Genomic DNA, 15193 nt, shown 5'->3' with positions numbered 1-15193 from the left:
AAGTTCACAGACCACTCTAAAAATATACAAAAAAATAGAAAAATTAGGCTTTATAGTTGTTCTTATATAGACATAGTGCATTAAATATCAAGGATGAAAAAATAATAATTTTTGATAATTATTTGATTAATAATTTTTTACATTGTATCTTTGTGCCCCTTTTTGGGTAAAAAAGAGCAAATAGAAATATTCCCACTAATATAATTTTGATAATCATTACAATACCTACAAATTATGCAATTAAAATCCATATACATAATCGTTCTTTGTTTGCTTCATTTGGCAACACAAGCACAACAACTACATCAGAACGCTAGAATGAAAAAAATAATTGATTTTGATCAGCAGCATTATTTTGCACAAAATCAAAAGGGGAAATGGGGCTTTTGTTTGGCAGGCGGTCGAGCTGTTGTTGCAATGCAATACGATACTTTATTGGCACTAGATAGAATCCATTTTAACCCCAAAGATTATTCAATGCAATATACGCATACGAACTATTTGATAGGAAAAAAAGGAGCTGAGCAACTGCTATTGAATTTGAAAGGCGAAACGCTGTTAAAAGCCAATGGTATTATGCCTCGTTTGATGGGAGATGTTGTGTTGGTGCGGATAGGAACCTCTTGGGGGCTGGCAAAAACAGATGGAAAATTTTTGCTATCTGCCAGTTGTTCAGAAATTGAATGGTACAATGATGTTTTGGCATTAAAATATGAAGGTAAATGGAAGTTATTTAATCCCCAACACAAAAATCAGACATTAACTACATCGTACAGTACGGTACAGGAGGTGGTTAATAATACAAGGTATAATCAAAAAGAAACTTTTTTATTGGTTCAGCAAGATGATAAATGGGGCGTATTGAATGAGAATTTGAAGCCAATTATTCCGATTGAAAAAGAGCAACTGAAGCCGATTGTAACGGTGAATAAATATTCTAAAAAGAAGACACAATTTTTAGTTAAGGAAAAAAACCTATGGGGGGTAGTGGATATTGATAATAAATCAATCTTAGAGGTGGCATATGCTCAAATTGATTTGGTACAATGGTCTAGGACAACATTAAATATAGCACAGCAGCCTTTGTTTGTCGTTACTAAAAATGGAAAAAGAGGAATATTGAATCAAGAAGGAACAGTTGTTTTGCCGATTAATTATGATGCAATAGACTTCAAAAAAGAGCATTTTGATGGTGTTTTTGAAATTAAAAAAGAAAATACCACCAGCCAAGTACAATGGGATGGTTATCAAATAGTAGAAATGAGTATGAAGCCTTAATGGGTACGTTTTTTGGAATGATTGGTGAACCAGAAGCCTTTTTTGAGGTTGAATACACAATGAAATGAATTGCTGATGACTTTTAAGCATTCCTAACAGTACTTAAATAATGGAGTAACGAATGATTATAAGGGGTTATAGATTCGTTTTCTTATGACGATTTGTACTACTTGATGCTTGAGGGATATTTGATTGTATCGCTATTATGGCTTATCTTTGCAATGTTGTCGGTGTGAGTTGACTGTATTGAATTCGTAACTTCAACAAACTAGGACATAGAATAACAGGTTTAAATTATATAAAATGCAAGACCAACATCAAATAACAGATTGGCTACCAACTACTAAAAAAGAAGTTGAGAAACGAGGGTGGGAAGAACTGGATGTCATCTTATTTAGTGGAGATGCCTATGTGGATCATCCTGCATTTGGCGCGGCCGTTATAGGGCGAATTATCGAAAGCATGGGCTTCAAAGTAGCCATTGTTCCTCAACCGAATTGGCAAGATGATTGGCGTGATTTTAAAAAATTGGGCAAGCCAAGATTGTTTTTTGGAGTAACATCGGGATGTATGGATTCTATGGTCAATCATTATACTGCCAATCGCCGTAGACGCTCTACCGATGCTTATAGTCCAGGGGGGAAAAGTGGCTTTAGACCAGACTACACAACAACTGTTTATACCAAAATTCTCAAAGAAATTTACCCTGATGTGCCTGTTATGATTGGAGGTATCGAAGCCTCTTTGCGTCGGGTAACACATTACGACTATTGGAAAGATGAGTTATTGCCAACAATTTTAGAAAGTTCACAAGCCGACATCTTGGTGTATGGCATGGGAGAACAACCCCTACGGGACTTGGTTACTTTATTGGATAAGGGAGTGCCTTTTTCGTCCTTGAAAACAATTGCTCAAACAGCATTCTTAGTTGACAAAGGAAATTTACCTAAAAATAAAAATTGGAAAGATAAAATCTTGCATTCACACGAAGTTTGCTTGCAGGACAAAAAATCCTTTGCCAGTAATTTTAAATTTATAGAACAAGAATCCAATAACCTAAATGCGAAACGTCTGTTGCAAGATGTTGGGGACAAAACCTTGGTCATTAATCCTCCTTACCAGACCATGACCGAAACAGAAATAGATGCTTCTTTCGATTTGCCGTATACGCGCAAACCACATCCTAAATACAAGAAGAGAGGCGCTATACCTGCCTACGAAATGATTAAATTTTCGGTTAATATGCATAGAGGTTGTTTTGGTGGTTGTAGTTTTTGTACAATTTCAGCACACCAAGGCAAGTTTATAGCAAGCCGATCTAAGGAGTCGATCTTAAAAGAGGTTGAACATATTACACAAGACGATGATTTTAAAGGATACATTAGTGATTTGGGAGGGCCTTCTGCCAATATGTATCGGATGAAAGGAAAGGTACAAGCAATTTGTGACAAATGTATTAGCCCTTCTTGTATTTCGCCGACTATTTGTAGTAACTTGGATACGTCTCATGCGCCAATGACGGAAATATATAGAGCCGTAGACGAACATCCTAAAGTCAAAAAGGCATTTATTGGTTCTGGTATTCGTTATGATATGTTGGTGCCAGAGTTTAATAAAAATGCTGATGTGGCAGATTTGGAAGAATATTCTGAACAGTTGATTACTCGTCACGTATCTGGTCGTTTAAAAGTAGCACCAGAACATACTTCGGATAATGTTCTAAAGATAATGCGCAAACCATCGTTTAAGCATTTTCACTCTTTTAAAAAGATGTTTGATCGAATCAATAGTAAGCATGATTTGAAGCAACAACTAATTCCTTATTTTATCTCTAGTCATCCTGGGTGTGAGTTGGAAGATATGGCTAATTTAGCAGCTGAAACAAAGGATATGGGCTTTCAGCTAGAACAGGTGCAAGATTTTACGCCAACACCAATGACCGTTGCAACGATTATTTACTATTCGGGTTATCATCCATATACCTTACAACCTACTTTTACCCCCAAAGCTGAAGATGAAAAAAGAGACCAACACCGCTTTTTCTTTTGGTACAAACAAGAAAATCATCGTTGGATTAAAAATGTGTTGAGCAAGGCTAATCGCCAAGATTTGATCAATCAACTCCTCTCTTCTGCAGCTCCAAAGGGGAGTAGTCCTAAGAACAGAAAAGGACCCAAAGGACGAAACAACAAGGCTTACAAGAAAAATTTTCATAAAAAAAAGAAACGAAACTCCACTCTTTCTAGAAAAAATGATCATTAACATTACGATTTTAAGGAATGAGATGGGGGCAAGTTGATAGAAATGCTTTAAACCTATAGCTCAATGAAGAAAGCCATCTTTTTTAATCTATTCATTAGCATTGCTTGGATTCCTTATGCCATGCAACGTTGGCTCGAAATGCCTTACTCAGAGGGTGTTTGGTCATCAGAAGTAATTATTATTTATGTGGCTTTTTTTATTGCCGTAGGCTTGGCAATAAGTAATACTTTGTTGATTTTTACTTATAAATCCATCAAATACAAACGCATATTTGCCAAATTGACGATGATCCATCTTGCTGGATTGTTACTCTATCCTATTTATTCAGGAATTGTTATTGCTAGTACAGGAAATATTGCTTGGGTCGATATATTGGCCATTGGTATTTTGTATGGCAATTTGTGGTTAATGAATCAAGCGTACCAAAAAATAATTGCTTGAAAATAGAATCCTGCTTTCATTATTTTTTTACAGTACTTCGTGGCTTTTTCTTATAGAAATAATAATTTATCTTTTCTTCTCTTTATTCTTAGACTTGAATAGTATCTTTGCGGCATAAAGTTGACGAGTAATTCTAATTCATGGCTTTATATCGTCGCCCGCTGAGTTTTTAGTTTATAGAACTAGCTTGTATTTTGACAAATCGAGCTTTGTGAGTTTTCAATCCTAAAAGGTAGCTCATGGAATGAACAAAAACGATAAAAAAGCATTTTGTATTGCATGGATAATTGATTAGGTTACCAGCATAAATACAGCTTTGAGGTGGCTAGTATTAATTAGAAATAGTTATTGATAATCAATATACTATCCAATTAAATCATTTAATGAAGTAAAAACTTATGCAAGAAGTACTAAAAACACTAGGAATTCAAGAGGTAAATTTTGGAACTAGTACAGGTGTAGAATTTTTTGGCAATACCAATGCTAACTTGATAGAATCGTACTCTCCTGTAGATGGCAAGCTAATCGGAAAGGTAAGCACCACTACTAAAGAAGAGTATGCGCAAGTAATGGAACGTGCTCAAGAAGCTTTTAAGACTTGGCGTTTGATGCCTGCTCCTCAACGTGGAGAAATTGTTAGACAATACGGCGAAGCACTTCGTAAATATAAGGATGAGTTAGGTCGTTTGGTTTCTTACGAAATGGGAAAAAGCCTTCAAGAAGGATGGGGAGAAGTACAAGAAATGATTGATATTTGTGACTTTGCAGTTGGATTGTCTCGTCAACTATATGGATTGAGCATGCACTCTGAGCGTCCTTATCATCGTATGTACGAGCAATGGCATCCAATGGGAGTAGTGGGAATTATTTCTGCGTTTAACTTCCCTGTTGCTGTTTGGTCTTGGAATGCAATGATTGCTATGGTTTGTGGTAATGTTTGTGTATGGAAAGGTTCTGAGAAAACACCTTTATGTGCTGTTGCTTGTCAAAATATCTTGGCAGAAGTATTAAAAGAAAATGATTTGCCAGAAGGCATTTCTGCTATTGTAACAGGAGATTACCAAGTAGGAGAGTGGATCAGTACAGATGCTCGTATTCCTTTGGTTTCTGCAACAGGATCTACTCGTATGGGGAAAATTGTTGCTAAAACAGTAGCAAGCCGTTTAGGGCGTTACTTGTTGGAGTTAGGAGGAAACAATGCTATGATTGTAACACCTTCTGCTGACTTAGACGTAACTTTAGTTGGATCTGTTTTTGGTGCTGTAGGAACTTGTGGTCAACGTTGTACATCTACACGTCGTTTGATTATTCACGAAAGTGTATACGACGATTTTGTGAAAAAATTAGCTCATGCTTATGGACAATTGCGTATTGGAGATCCTTTGGATCAAAACAATCATGTAGGACCATTGATTGATACTGCTGCCGTTGAAATGTATAATAACTCTATTGAAGAGGCTAAAAAATCAGGTGGTAAAGTATTGGTTGAAGGAGGCGTACTAGAAGGAGCTGGTTATGAAAGTGGTTGTTATGTAAAACCCTGCGTAATAGAGGTAGATGCACAATATGAAATCGTTAAACACGAAACATTTGCACCTATTTTATATGTCATGAAGTATAGTAGCTTAGAGGAAGCTATTGAGATGCAAAATGATGTACCTCAAGGTCTTTCTTCTGCCATGATGACAACCAACTTGCGTGACTCTGAAAAATTCTTGAGTGTGGCAGGATCTGATTGTGGTATTGCTAATGTTAATATTGGTACTTCTGGTGCTGAAATCGGAGGTGCTTTTGGTGGTGAAAAAGAAACAGGGGGTGGACGTGAGTCTGGTTCTGATTCTTGGAAAGCATATATGCGTCGTCAAACCAATACAATCAACTATAGTACAGAGTTGCCATTGGCTCAAGGAATTAAATTTGACTTCTAAATCACATAGAAGAAAATATAGGTTTACCACAAACGCTGGCTTCATTCGAAGTTGGCGTTTTTTTATAATTTATGAATTCAATTTTTTACAATTCTTAAGAACACAGAACCTTTTGCTTGTTTTTTGTGTACTATTGATTAAAAAAATCCATGAAAAAGATACCTTTTCTATTTTTATTATGCTATCTCATTAGCTTTGCTATACAAGCACAAATACCAACCAAAGAGTGGGATAAGCTAGGGCAAGAGATAGCTAAAGCACTTAATGCTCATGACCAAAGTGTTGATCAGTATTTTGATAAAACAGCATTTCTAAATCGTTTTATTCTTCAAAATCCTCGAAATAAGGACATCAAACAATTCAATCGAAAGATACGACACGAATGGAGATCGTTTAGTTTGGGGCGAACGTTGGCCAGTCAACCGATTCAGTACAAATACGAATACATCCGAATACATGAAGACTCATCTTTAGTCATCCGACAGTGGCATGAAGAGAGTGGCGTCAATTACTTTTTGTTTAAATTACAATACATCAACGGGCAGTGGATAGCAATGGATGTCTATGTTTTATTGACGGGGCAGTTTTTGAGTGAGACCATGAAAAATACAATATATCTGCCTACGGCGATTCGATTGATTCAGGGAGGAGAAGAAAGTCGTCGAGGAATGTCTAACGCAGAAATTTATATAGAGGCAACATATTTGCTGCGAAAGCAAGAATATCAACAAGCTTATACAAAGATTTCAGGTATTCCTTTAGATGAGCGATTAAAGGGGCATCAAATTCTAAAATTAAATTTAAGCTACCTACTAGAATCCAATGAAAAAATACTTAAAACAATTGAAGAATATCAAAAACTATTTCCAAACGACCCTTCTTTTGAGTTTATAATGTTGGATAAGTACGTTTTGGAAGAGACGTATGAGAAAGCTTTGACTGCTGTACAAGTTATTGAGGATTTTATAGGAGAAGACGATTATCTGTATTATCAAAAAGGAGTGATTTATGAACAGTTGGAGGATTTTAAAGAAGCAGAAGTACAGATTAGAAAGGCTATTGCCAAACGACCCAATGAAGCATTGTATTATTGGGAATTATTATCCATATTGGAGTGGCAAGAGGATTACAAAGGTTGTGTAAAAACCTTGAAACAAATGCAGAAAGTATTGCCTCATACCAAAGAAGCTCTAGTAGAAACTGTGCGACAGTTTTATTATGTTTTTCCCTATGAAAAAGAGTTTGAACGTTGGGCAAAATAAGGAACTATTCAGATCGTTTTACAGGCATTTTTGACAAAGGTAAACTTGTCATATAAATCTAAAAAAGCAGTTTGCGTGTTATTCGCAAACTGCTTTTAGTATTCTTTAAAAGAAGGAATAAATAGGAATTACCAAGAACGATACAATCTCAATAAAGTAGGATCTTCTTCCCATTCTTTAATTTCTTCTATTGCCTCTGCAATAATATCGTAGGTATTGACTTTGGAAAACTCATCTACACGATCTAAAATACTACCAATTTCATTACCTTTTAAACGTTGAATGGCATCCACGGCACGTTCATAATTGGCGTTGGATTTGTCTTTTAGTAATATTTGAAGTTGCGTCAAAGCATCTTTGGTATCTTGCCCTTTTAAATCTAGGATTGATGTCTCGATTTTTTTATATTCTTTTTCTGCTTGGGAGAAATAATCATCTCGCAATTTTTTTAGAGCATTAGAAGCAGCATAACGTCCCCATTGAGAAACATCCTCATTGGTAGCAATGGTTTTAAAATAATCGATTTTCTCTCTAACCAAAGATTCGTCTTTGGTGTTTTCTAGTAAGGCTGCATAGCTATTGAAGAAAGTAAAACGAGCGTAATTATCTGTCTTATTCCAATTGTTTTCATAAAAAGGAATATGTTTTTTATCGCCAGTTTTTTCAAAAATAGCGGCAATACCCAAAAGAATAGAAACATTATCCTCTTTCTTCAAACGCTCCGCATATTCTGTTCCCAAAGCAGGGCTAGTTCTATAGATAGCTTGCAATGCGGCAGAGATAACAATATAAGACTGCTCTTTGTCAACCGCATTTTTGGCAACCTCCAAGTATTGAGCATCTTCCAAGCCTCCAATGCGTTCCATGGCAGCACGACGAACTTGAGAGCGTGGGTCTTTTTGAGCCAATTCGATCAATTTATTAATCAATAATTGGTCGTTAGGGTCAATATTAATGGCATCAATAGCTTGTTCACGGATAGACCAAAATGGATCTTTTAAAGCATCTCTAAACAATCGCTGCACATCAGGATTTTTATCTTGAGAATATCTCAATTCCTTTAACGCTTCATAGCGATTTTGATAACGTTTGCTTAGTCTAAATTGGTTGACTAACTCTTCTTTACTCTGTTTGTATTTACGTTTTCCTAAGATGACTCTTTCTGCATCTACTCCGACCCAAACAGGGGCACTTCCTGTATAAATGGAGAATGTTTGCTCCTGCTCTGTCATAATTACATTCGTACGTTGTGGTTTGCCACTAGCCGAGGTATAAACATCAATAGCAAAGGGGAGTATAAATACAGTACTTTCTTTATAGTTTTGAGTTTGTTTAACGGTTACTTTTAAGGTACGTGTTGCTTCGTCGTATGTCTTGGTAACAGTTAAGTCAGGATGCCCTGCTGTAAAGAACCACTGGTTGAAAAACCAGTTTAAATCTTCTCCTGTTACCTTTTCAAAAGCCAAACGCAAATTGTGTACCTCTGCCGCTTGATATTTATTATCTTCCAAATACTTTTTCAAGCTTGCAAAAAAGGCATCATCTCCAACATAGTTGCGCAACATATGCAAAATAGTTCCTCCTTTGTTGTAACTATGAGCATCAAACATATCCTCTTTATCAGCATACCCGTAGTAAATTAAGGGGTGTTTGTCGCCTCCGATGATAGCTTGGTTCATATAACCATCAATTTCATTCTTGCGGATATAATCAGCAGCATCTCTACCGTATTTGTGTTCAAACCAAAGGTATTCGCTATAGTTTGCAAACGATTCGTTCAATGCAAGATTAGCCCAACTTTCGCAAGTTACCAAGTCACCAAACCAATGGTGCATCATTTCATGGGCTACAATACCTTCGTTGAGGTCGCTATTATCAATTAACTCTCTTGTTGTCATTTGAACAAAATCACCAAAGATCACAGCAGTTGTATTTTCCATAGCGCCAGAGACATAATCTCTAACAACAGCTTGTGAGTATTTAGGCCAAGGATAACTAACTCCCAATTTTTCGGAGAAAAAGGTCAACATTTCGGGCGTGTTTTTATAAATAGCCTTAGCGTCTTTTTCGTATTTAGGCTCTACAAAGTATTGCAACAATTTATTGTTCCATTCTTCAGAGACAACAGCAAACTCACCAACAACCATCGCAAATAAATATGGTGCATGTGGCAAATCCATTTTCCAATAGTCAGTACGAGTACCATCCGAATTTTCAACCGAATTGACTAAGTTACCATTGGATAGTGTTTTGAAACGATCTTCCACCGTAATGAAAATTTCTTGAGTACAACGCTCGTTGGGGCGATCAATGGTAGGGAACCAACAAGAACTAGACTCCGTTTCTCCCTGTGTCCAAATTTGTTGAGGTTTGCCCTTTTCTGTTCCCAATGGATTGATAAAATAGAGTCCTTTGTCGGACGTAATTGCTTCGCTACCACCAACAGGCAATTCATTTGGTTTAGCAGTATACACAATGTACAAACGATACACTTCGTTGGCTTTATACGTTCGATCCAAGGTAATATAGAGATCCTTATTGTTCTCATATTTATATTGCAATGGTACTTGACCAGCAATACCAATTAAAGCAACTTTGTGAATATCAAAACCCTTTGCATCCAACCGCACCTGATTGGTTGGATGAAAAACAGGTTTTAATTCTAAAACAGCTTTTCCATTCAAATACTGATTTGCCCAATCAAAAGAAACATCTAGTTTGGTATGCAACAAGTCATTGGTACGAGTGGCACTAGGATTGTAAACAGGGCGCTCAAAATTGGATGTTCTAGAAGCCGTGACTGAAACGGTGTCCAAATCTCTGTTTTCAACCGTATAATCAACCGTAATAATTCTACTATTAGTTGTGCAAGCTGTCCAAAACAAGGCGATAGCAACTAAAGTAATTAAATGTTTGTGGGTCATCTATTGTCTATTTTTGATGTTTTAGTGTTAATGCATTCTATAAAAAATAATGACAGGGTAGCCATTGAGCAAGTTTTCGAAATTATACTAGTAATATAAAGAAGGGGGCTTAAAAAGTGTAGATAAGTAATTGTTTAGAAAAAGATATTTAAGTATTACGTAGTAGCTATCGCAATACACTTTAGCTTGCTAGAGCCTTTTGATTGGTACTAAAACTAAGTTTAGTTTTTATTCTTACTTTTTCTACCCACTTACTTAACTAAAAGAGCCCTGCAACAACGAACAACTTTAGATTCTTTCTGCTTTGAATCTGAAAAGTCACTACAATAATTTGCCAAGGAATAATTTTTTGCACAAAGCGCCTCCTTACAAAACTAACAAAAAATGGTAGATTCGGGAAAGAAACCTCTATTTAGGTGGTACACAGACTTATTTGTACCCTAAAAGCTAGCACAAAAAACAAAAGCCATCCAAATTGGATGACTTTTGTGGTAATAATATTACCTGTTATGTTAATTTATATATCAAATTGTTTTATTCTCCATTAGACCGAATGGTTGTTGTAGCACCAATCCAACATCCAACAGTATAGCTACCACCTTCTTTTAATCCACGTTGGAAAATATCTCCTTTGGTTGGTAAATACTTTTTGTATTTAGCGATACTGCTATTAGCTTTAGATGCAACGCTAGGGTCAACACTTTTAGCTTTAGCCCACATATCCATTGCAGCCCATGCGACTACTTGTGCATCCCATCCTGTTCCAGCACCACCAGAACAACGTTTCCCACTAGAAGCGTACATATTTCCAATTAGCATATAAGGTTCTCCCCATCCAGATTTTAATTCAGCAGCTTTGTAACACAAGCTTCTTGCTTTGCTATAAGCACCTTTCCCAAAGTAGTGGTAAGCAATACGATATGCCAATTCTCCTTTTTCTTCCTCCGTTGTCTCGCATTCTGGAGAACTAGGATCTTCTAGAGATTTTTCATACCAATCAAAAGCTTCCTCTTTGTATTTTTCAGCAGCTTCTTCGTCGCCTGCTTTTTTGAACTTTCTAGATTCCATTTCACGGAATTGACCTTTTTTCAAGTTGCAAAGTTTGTCAAAGTTAGCTTTCGCTTCTTCATAATCTACCGAATCTTTCCATGGTTGGTAGATAGCAAGAACTTCTACATACAATTCATTCTCTTCGCCACATTTTTTCTTTAAGATATCTAATATTTCTGCATTTTGCTCCATATTAGTTTTGTCTCCCTCAAATTTAGGTTTGTATTGATCAACATAGTAATCACAACCCCAGATAGCACCACCAATTTTTCCAAATTCAGCTTCTACTTTTTCCCATTTTTTCTTGTATTTTTCCCCCTCTTTTTGGTTGTTCTTAATGTTATGCTCAGCAATTCCTTTTAATTGGTCATACAAAGCGCGCATGTATTCAGCTGTAAATTTGGGGTGTTTCTTTTGGAACAAATAAACAGTTAATTGAGCCATTGGAACAAAAATCATTTCATCGGTTTCATTTTTGCCCAATTCAATAGATTTTTCAAACATCTCAATAGCCGTTTCAGAACTACCACGAGCCGAGTAAATATAATATCCTTCCCACGCTCTATCTTTAGAATCCTCGCCAAGACAAGCAGCCATTTGGTCGTATAGATCCATCATCTTTTTTAAGTATTCTTCCTTCTTTGCTTTGTCTTTTTCATCTTTAGCAAAGGTTTTATACATGGTAATACCATTTTTAAAGTGCGTTGTTTTGGCAGGCAACGGAATTTTTACAGTAGCAAATAATTCTTCCCAAACAGGAAAAGCTTCTTTATATTTTTTTGATTTGAATAAGTCTCTATAGATAACATGTTTTTCTTTGGCACTCTCAACACCATTAGGATACGCTTCCCATGACTCACATTGAGCAGAAGCTTGTCCCGCCATTAAAACAGTAAGCGATAAGGCTGAACCAAATTTCAAAAGAGATTTCCATTTTTTTAACATAACTATTTTTATTTTTTATTCTTAATTTAAGTTCTAGTTCTAATTTAAACTTGTAGGTTCCTGTTTTATAAAAGTCCAAAAGCGTGCCATAATAATTTATAGTAAATTAGGTGTGCACTAAATGTCTGCAAATCAGACTCTTAAAATCCTAGTTCAAGAGCGGTGCAAAAATAACAAAAATTGATGGAAACACCTAAAAGCTTTTGGCGCTTAATCTTTTATTATTATTAGTTTTATCCAATCTAATTGGGAGCAACTTGCACCGTGGTTTTTTGCTGAATCCAACAATCTACAAAGTAGGGTGCTCCAATTTGAAGTGCCTGCTGGGAGCTTCTTTTGGGGATTGCACATTTAGAAATAGTGCCTTCCATATTGGAAATGCTTTCTGATATTGCTTGTTGTTGAGCCAATCTCGATAAAGAACGTGTTGTTCTTTTGCATATTCAATACCCTGCGGGTGCGCTTCCCAAGAGTTGCATTGGGCAACCATGTAAGAGTTGTATAGTATTCCAATTATAATTAGATAATAAAGATTGGAATTTGAATAAGTCATATTGCTTTGTTTATAGTTGGCGGGGAACGAACTATACTCAACTAGATGCAGTTATTCGAAGTCTTGGTGGGTTGCCAAATGTTAAAGCCAATCTGAATTACTTAAAAACTTATTATCAAGTTTATTAAAGGCAACTCAGATTGGCTCTTAGACTTTTTTGTCTTATTTTTTATCTAAACTTAGAACGGTCAAACCATCCACTAGCATTTAAGGCAAAACCAAGGTTAACTTTAAAGTAGACATCGCCAATTAGCTCTGGGTGTCCTAAGTACCCTACATCAAAGCCAAGGTTAACAAAACCTAAGATACTTTTTGCTTTGGGAGGACGCATCGGGAAACCTGCTCCAATAGACAATCCATAGTCCATTAGTTGATAGCTAGTGCCATTGGCAGCAACAAAAGTACGAGCATCAAGCCCATAATGTGCGCCTACACGGTAGCGAATTCTATTAAAATAGCTGGTATAATCGGCAAAATCAGGAACAATTTGTAAACCCACTGCAAAACGATGAGAATTGGATAAATTAGGACTTTTTTCCCCATTTCTACGGAACATTGACCACATCTCTGTTTCATAAGATGCGCCGACCAACAGTCCCAAATCTTTGCCAAATGAAACGCCTCCACCTAATTTTATAGGCATGTTAAGACTTCCTTTGATGTCGCTAGCGTTTTGGATAGAATCAATAGGGTGGTATAAGCCAACTCTAGTATATTGTTGGCTAGATGTAGTAATGATATCAGAAACACCTCCAGCATAAACACCAATGGTTAATTTATTGTCGATACTGAAACTTGGGTCTGGGGATACTTTTTTATTTTTGGATGGAACGACATACTCGTATTGCAATCCAAGGTCCCAAATAAAGCCAACACCATTTTCTTCTACTAATAATCGCTCATCATAAGCCAAAGAATAGGAACTATCTCTAAAATCAATATAGGTGCTGTTGCTAATTTTTCCAAATAATAATCCTGCATTGAGTCCTGCCGAAAAGCCTTTGTAGGTAACTCCATTTGACCAATTGACACGATACTTATTGCCTTCTCCTGTATAATTGAACAATACATTAGGAATGTTGCCTACGGTTCGTGTTACAGAAACATCATAATTAACTTGGCTATAGGGCATCAAGCTAAAAGCCATTCCCCATTGAACAGGAGCTCCTCTGCGCAAAGTATCTCGCATAACTTCCCAACTTTTCGTAATCGGAAATGCCAAAGACAAGTAGGTCAAGTTCCCATTATCTGCTTGTGCAGACAAACCTGTGTTTTTTTCTGATAATTCGCTGTGGCGATAGTCCAGGCCAAGTTGAAAAGAGGTGTAACGTAGTTTTCCTAATGAAGCAGGGTTGGTTAGGTTGATGTCCCAATAACTACGGTAGGTAGCTGATAATCCTCCACTCATAGAGGCATTAGGGGTAAAAAGAGAGCCTTTCAAATCTCCTAAGCCATATCGAGAATAAGGCGAATTACCTCTAGAATATTGTCCAAAAGAAGCTGTTACCATTGTTCCCATCAAAAGAAGGACTAAAAATGGTGTAAATGTCTGCTTAAAAAGCTGTTGCATGAAAATTTATTTTTGAATTGTCTGTTGTTTGTTGATTGTCTATCTAAGGCATTGAATTTTTACTTAGATTGGTGGTTCTATGCCAAACCAACAAAATCAAGGTGCAACAGAGGCAAATCTATTGTGTATTATAATTTAAAATCTTATTTAAACCTATCAAAACGAGTTTAGGCTGCGCAAATATCTCATTTTTAAGTTGACTTTCAAAATAAGATGCATCGCCTCCAGTCACAATGACCTTAATATTGCCAAATTGTTGTTCATATTGTAATTTAAAACCTTTCAGTTCGTGTAAAACACCATAAAGTACTCCTGTTTGAATAGATGTTTTGGTAGAGGTACCGATAAAGTGGTTCAAATTTTCTTGCTCAATCAAAGGTAGTTTTGCTGTAAATTGGTGTAAAGCTCGAAAACGCATTTGAATACCTGGTAAAATACTTCCTCCCATATAAACATGTTGAGCTGTAACAAAATCATAAGTGATACAAGTGCCTGCATCTACGACCAAAACTCCTTGTGTAGGATGTATTACTGTTGCGCCAACCACAGCTGCCAGCCGGTCATTCCCTAATGTCTTAGGAGTTTGATATTGGCTCTTTAATGGAACCTTGGTTGCTGCTGATAACTGAATGACAGTTTGTAGCTGTGTGCTCAAAAAGTCTATAATTTGCTGATAATCTGCCCGAACAGAGGATAGAATGGCATGTTTTATTGCAAATTCTGAACATACTTTTTCTAAGAGGGGGATTGATAATTCAGAATGTATAGAAAATGAATGTAAGACATTCTGTGCATCATAAACCCCTAGTTTTACTTGTGTATTGCCTACATCAATGCATAGGTTCATTATATGATTATTTTTGCAAGTTGATTGAACTACATGATATCAAGAAAATAGTTGACTAGTTGACACAAGCTAATTTTTTGACACCATATACAACAAAGTGTTGGTGAATTACTAATTGTAGAAACGTTGCTAA

At 36.3% G+C, this 15193-nt stretch carries 10 protein-coding genes; 5 read left to right on the top strand and 5 right to left on the bottom strand.

The genetic code is table 11. The annotated features are described in order from the left end of the window. Nucleotides 1-318 precede the first annotated feature (318 nt). From QP953_RS00660 to QP953_RS00640, 5 genes are all read left to right on the top strand, one after another. Complete coding sequence (locus QP953_RS00660) at nt 319-1278, top strand: WG repeat-containing protein (protein WP_309553645.1); 960 nt, start codon at nt 319-321, stop codon at nt 1276-1278. A 303-nt stretch (nt 1279-1581) separates the two neighbouring features. Beyond that, nucleotides 1582-3540, top strand: a complete 1959-nt coding sequence (locus QP953_RS00655; RefSeq protein ID WP_052595640.1) for a YgiQ family radical SAM protein — start codon at nt 1582-1584, stop codon at nt 3538-3540. 63 nt (nt 3541-3603) lie between these two features. Continuing rightward, a complete protein-coding gene (locus QP953_RS00650; protein ID WP_052595638.1) occupies nt 3604-3981 on the top strand; it encodes a hypothetical protein in 378 nt (125 codons plus the stop codon). Between the two features lie 398 nt (nt 3982-4379). Next, entirely contained in the window at nt 4380-5909 is a 1530-nt protein-coding gene (locus QP953_RS00645) for an aldehyde dehydrogenase family protein (RefSeq protein WP_052595637.1), read from the top strand. Between the two features lie 149 nt (nt 5910-6058). Continuing rightward, nucleotides 6059-7171, top strand: coding sequence for a hypothetical protein (locus tag QP953_RS00640; RefSeq protein ID WP_309553644.1), 1113 nt, complete (start codon nt 6059-6061; stop codon nt 7169-7171). A gap of 128 nt (nt 7172-7299) precedes the next feature. Here the strand turns inward: QP953_RS00640 and QP953_RS00635 are convergent, their stop codons facing one another. From QP953_RS00635 to QP953_RS00615, 5 genes are all read right to left on the bottom strand, one after another. After that, nucleotides 7300-10095, bottom strand: a complete 2796-nt coding sequence (locus tag QP953_RS00635) for a DUF3458 domain-containing protein (RefSeq protein ID WP_052595633.1) — start codon at nt 10093-10095, stop codon at nt 7300-7302. 534 nt (nt 10096-10629) lie between these two features. Further along, the gene (locus QP953_RS00630) at nt 10630-12090 is read right to left on the bottom strand and encodes a hypothetical protein (protein WP_309553643.1); all 1461 of its coding nucleotides are present in this window, start codon (nt 12088-12090) and stop codon (nt 10630-10632) included. A gap of 289 nt (nt 12091-12379) precedes the next feature. Beyond that, the gene (locus QP953_RS00625; protein WP_309553642.1) at nt 12380-12643 is read right to left on the bottom strand and encodes a hypothetical protein; all 264 of its coding nucleotides are present in this window, start codon (nt 12641-12643) and stop codon (nt 12380-12382) included. A 169-nt stretch (nt 12644-12812) separates the two neighbouring features. Then, entirely contained in the window at nt 12813-14213 is a 1401-nt protein-coding gene (locus tag QP953_RS00620; protein ID WP_052595627.1) for a hypothetical protein, read from the bottom strand. Between the two features lie 118 nt (nt 14214-14331). Further along, nucleotides 14332-15060: a type III pantothenate kinase gene (locus QP953_RS00615; protein WP_052595625.1), complete on the bottom strand. Its 729-nt coding sequence runs from the start codon at nt 15058-15060 to the stop codon at nt 14332-14334. Nucleotides 15061-15193: the final 133 nt, after the last annotated feature.

Source organism: Aureispira sp. CCB-E (assembly GCF_031326345.1).
Taxonomy (GTDB): Bacteria; Bacteroidota; Bacteroidia; order Chitinophagales; family Saprospiraceae; genus Aureispira.
The sequence above is the reverse complement of the archived record's forward strand: the minus strand, read 5'-3'. Positions and strand labels throughout refer to the sequence as shown.

What these genes read in the sequence shown, in the direction of transcription:
- QP953_RS00660 (WP_309553645.1), top strand. Translation starts at nt 319, where the DNA reads ATGAAAAAAATAATTGATTTTGATCAGCAGCATTATTTTGCACAAAAT.
- QP953_RS00655 (WP_052595640.1), top strand. Translation starts at nt 1,582, where the DNA reads ATGCAAGACCAACATCAAATAACAGATTGGCTACCAACTACTAAAAAA.
- QP953_RS00650 (WP_052595638.1), top strand. Translation starts at nt 3,604, where the DNA reads ATGAAGAAAGCCATCTTTTTTAATCTATTCATTAGCATTGCTTGGATT.
- QP953_RS00645 (WP_052595637.1), top strand. Translation starts at nt 4,380, where the DNA reads ATGCAAGAAGTACTAAAAACACTAGGAATTCAAGAGGTAAATTTTGGA.
- QP953_RS00640 (WP_309553644.1), top strand. Translation starts at nt 6,059, where the DNA reads ATGAAAAAGATACCTTTTCTATTTTTATTATGCTATCTCATTAGCTTT.
- QP953_RS00635 (WP_052595633.1), bottom strand. Translation starts at nt 10,095, where the DNA reads ATGACCCACAAACATTTAATTACTTTAGTTGCTATCGCCTTGTTTTGG.
- QP953_RS00630 (WP_309553643.1), bottom strand. Translation starts at nt 12,090, where the DNA reads ATGTTAAAAAAATGGAAATCTCTTTTGAAATTTGGTTCAGCCTTATCG.
- QP953_RS00625 (WP_309553642.1), bottom strand. Translation starts at nt 12,643, where the DNA reads ATGACTTATTCAAATTCCAATCTTTATTATCTAATTATAATTGGAATA.
- QP953_RS00620 (WP_052595627.1), bottom strand. Translation starts at nt 14,213, where the DNA reads ATGCAACAGCTTTTTAAGCAGACATTTACACCATTTTTAGTCCTTCTT.
- QP953_RS00615 (WP_052595625.1), bottom strand. Translation starts at nt 15,060, where the DNA reads ATGAACCTATGCATTGATGTAGGCAATACACAAGTAAAACTAGGGGTT.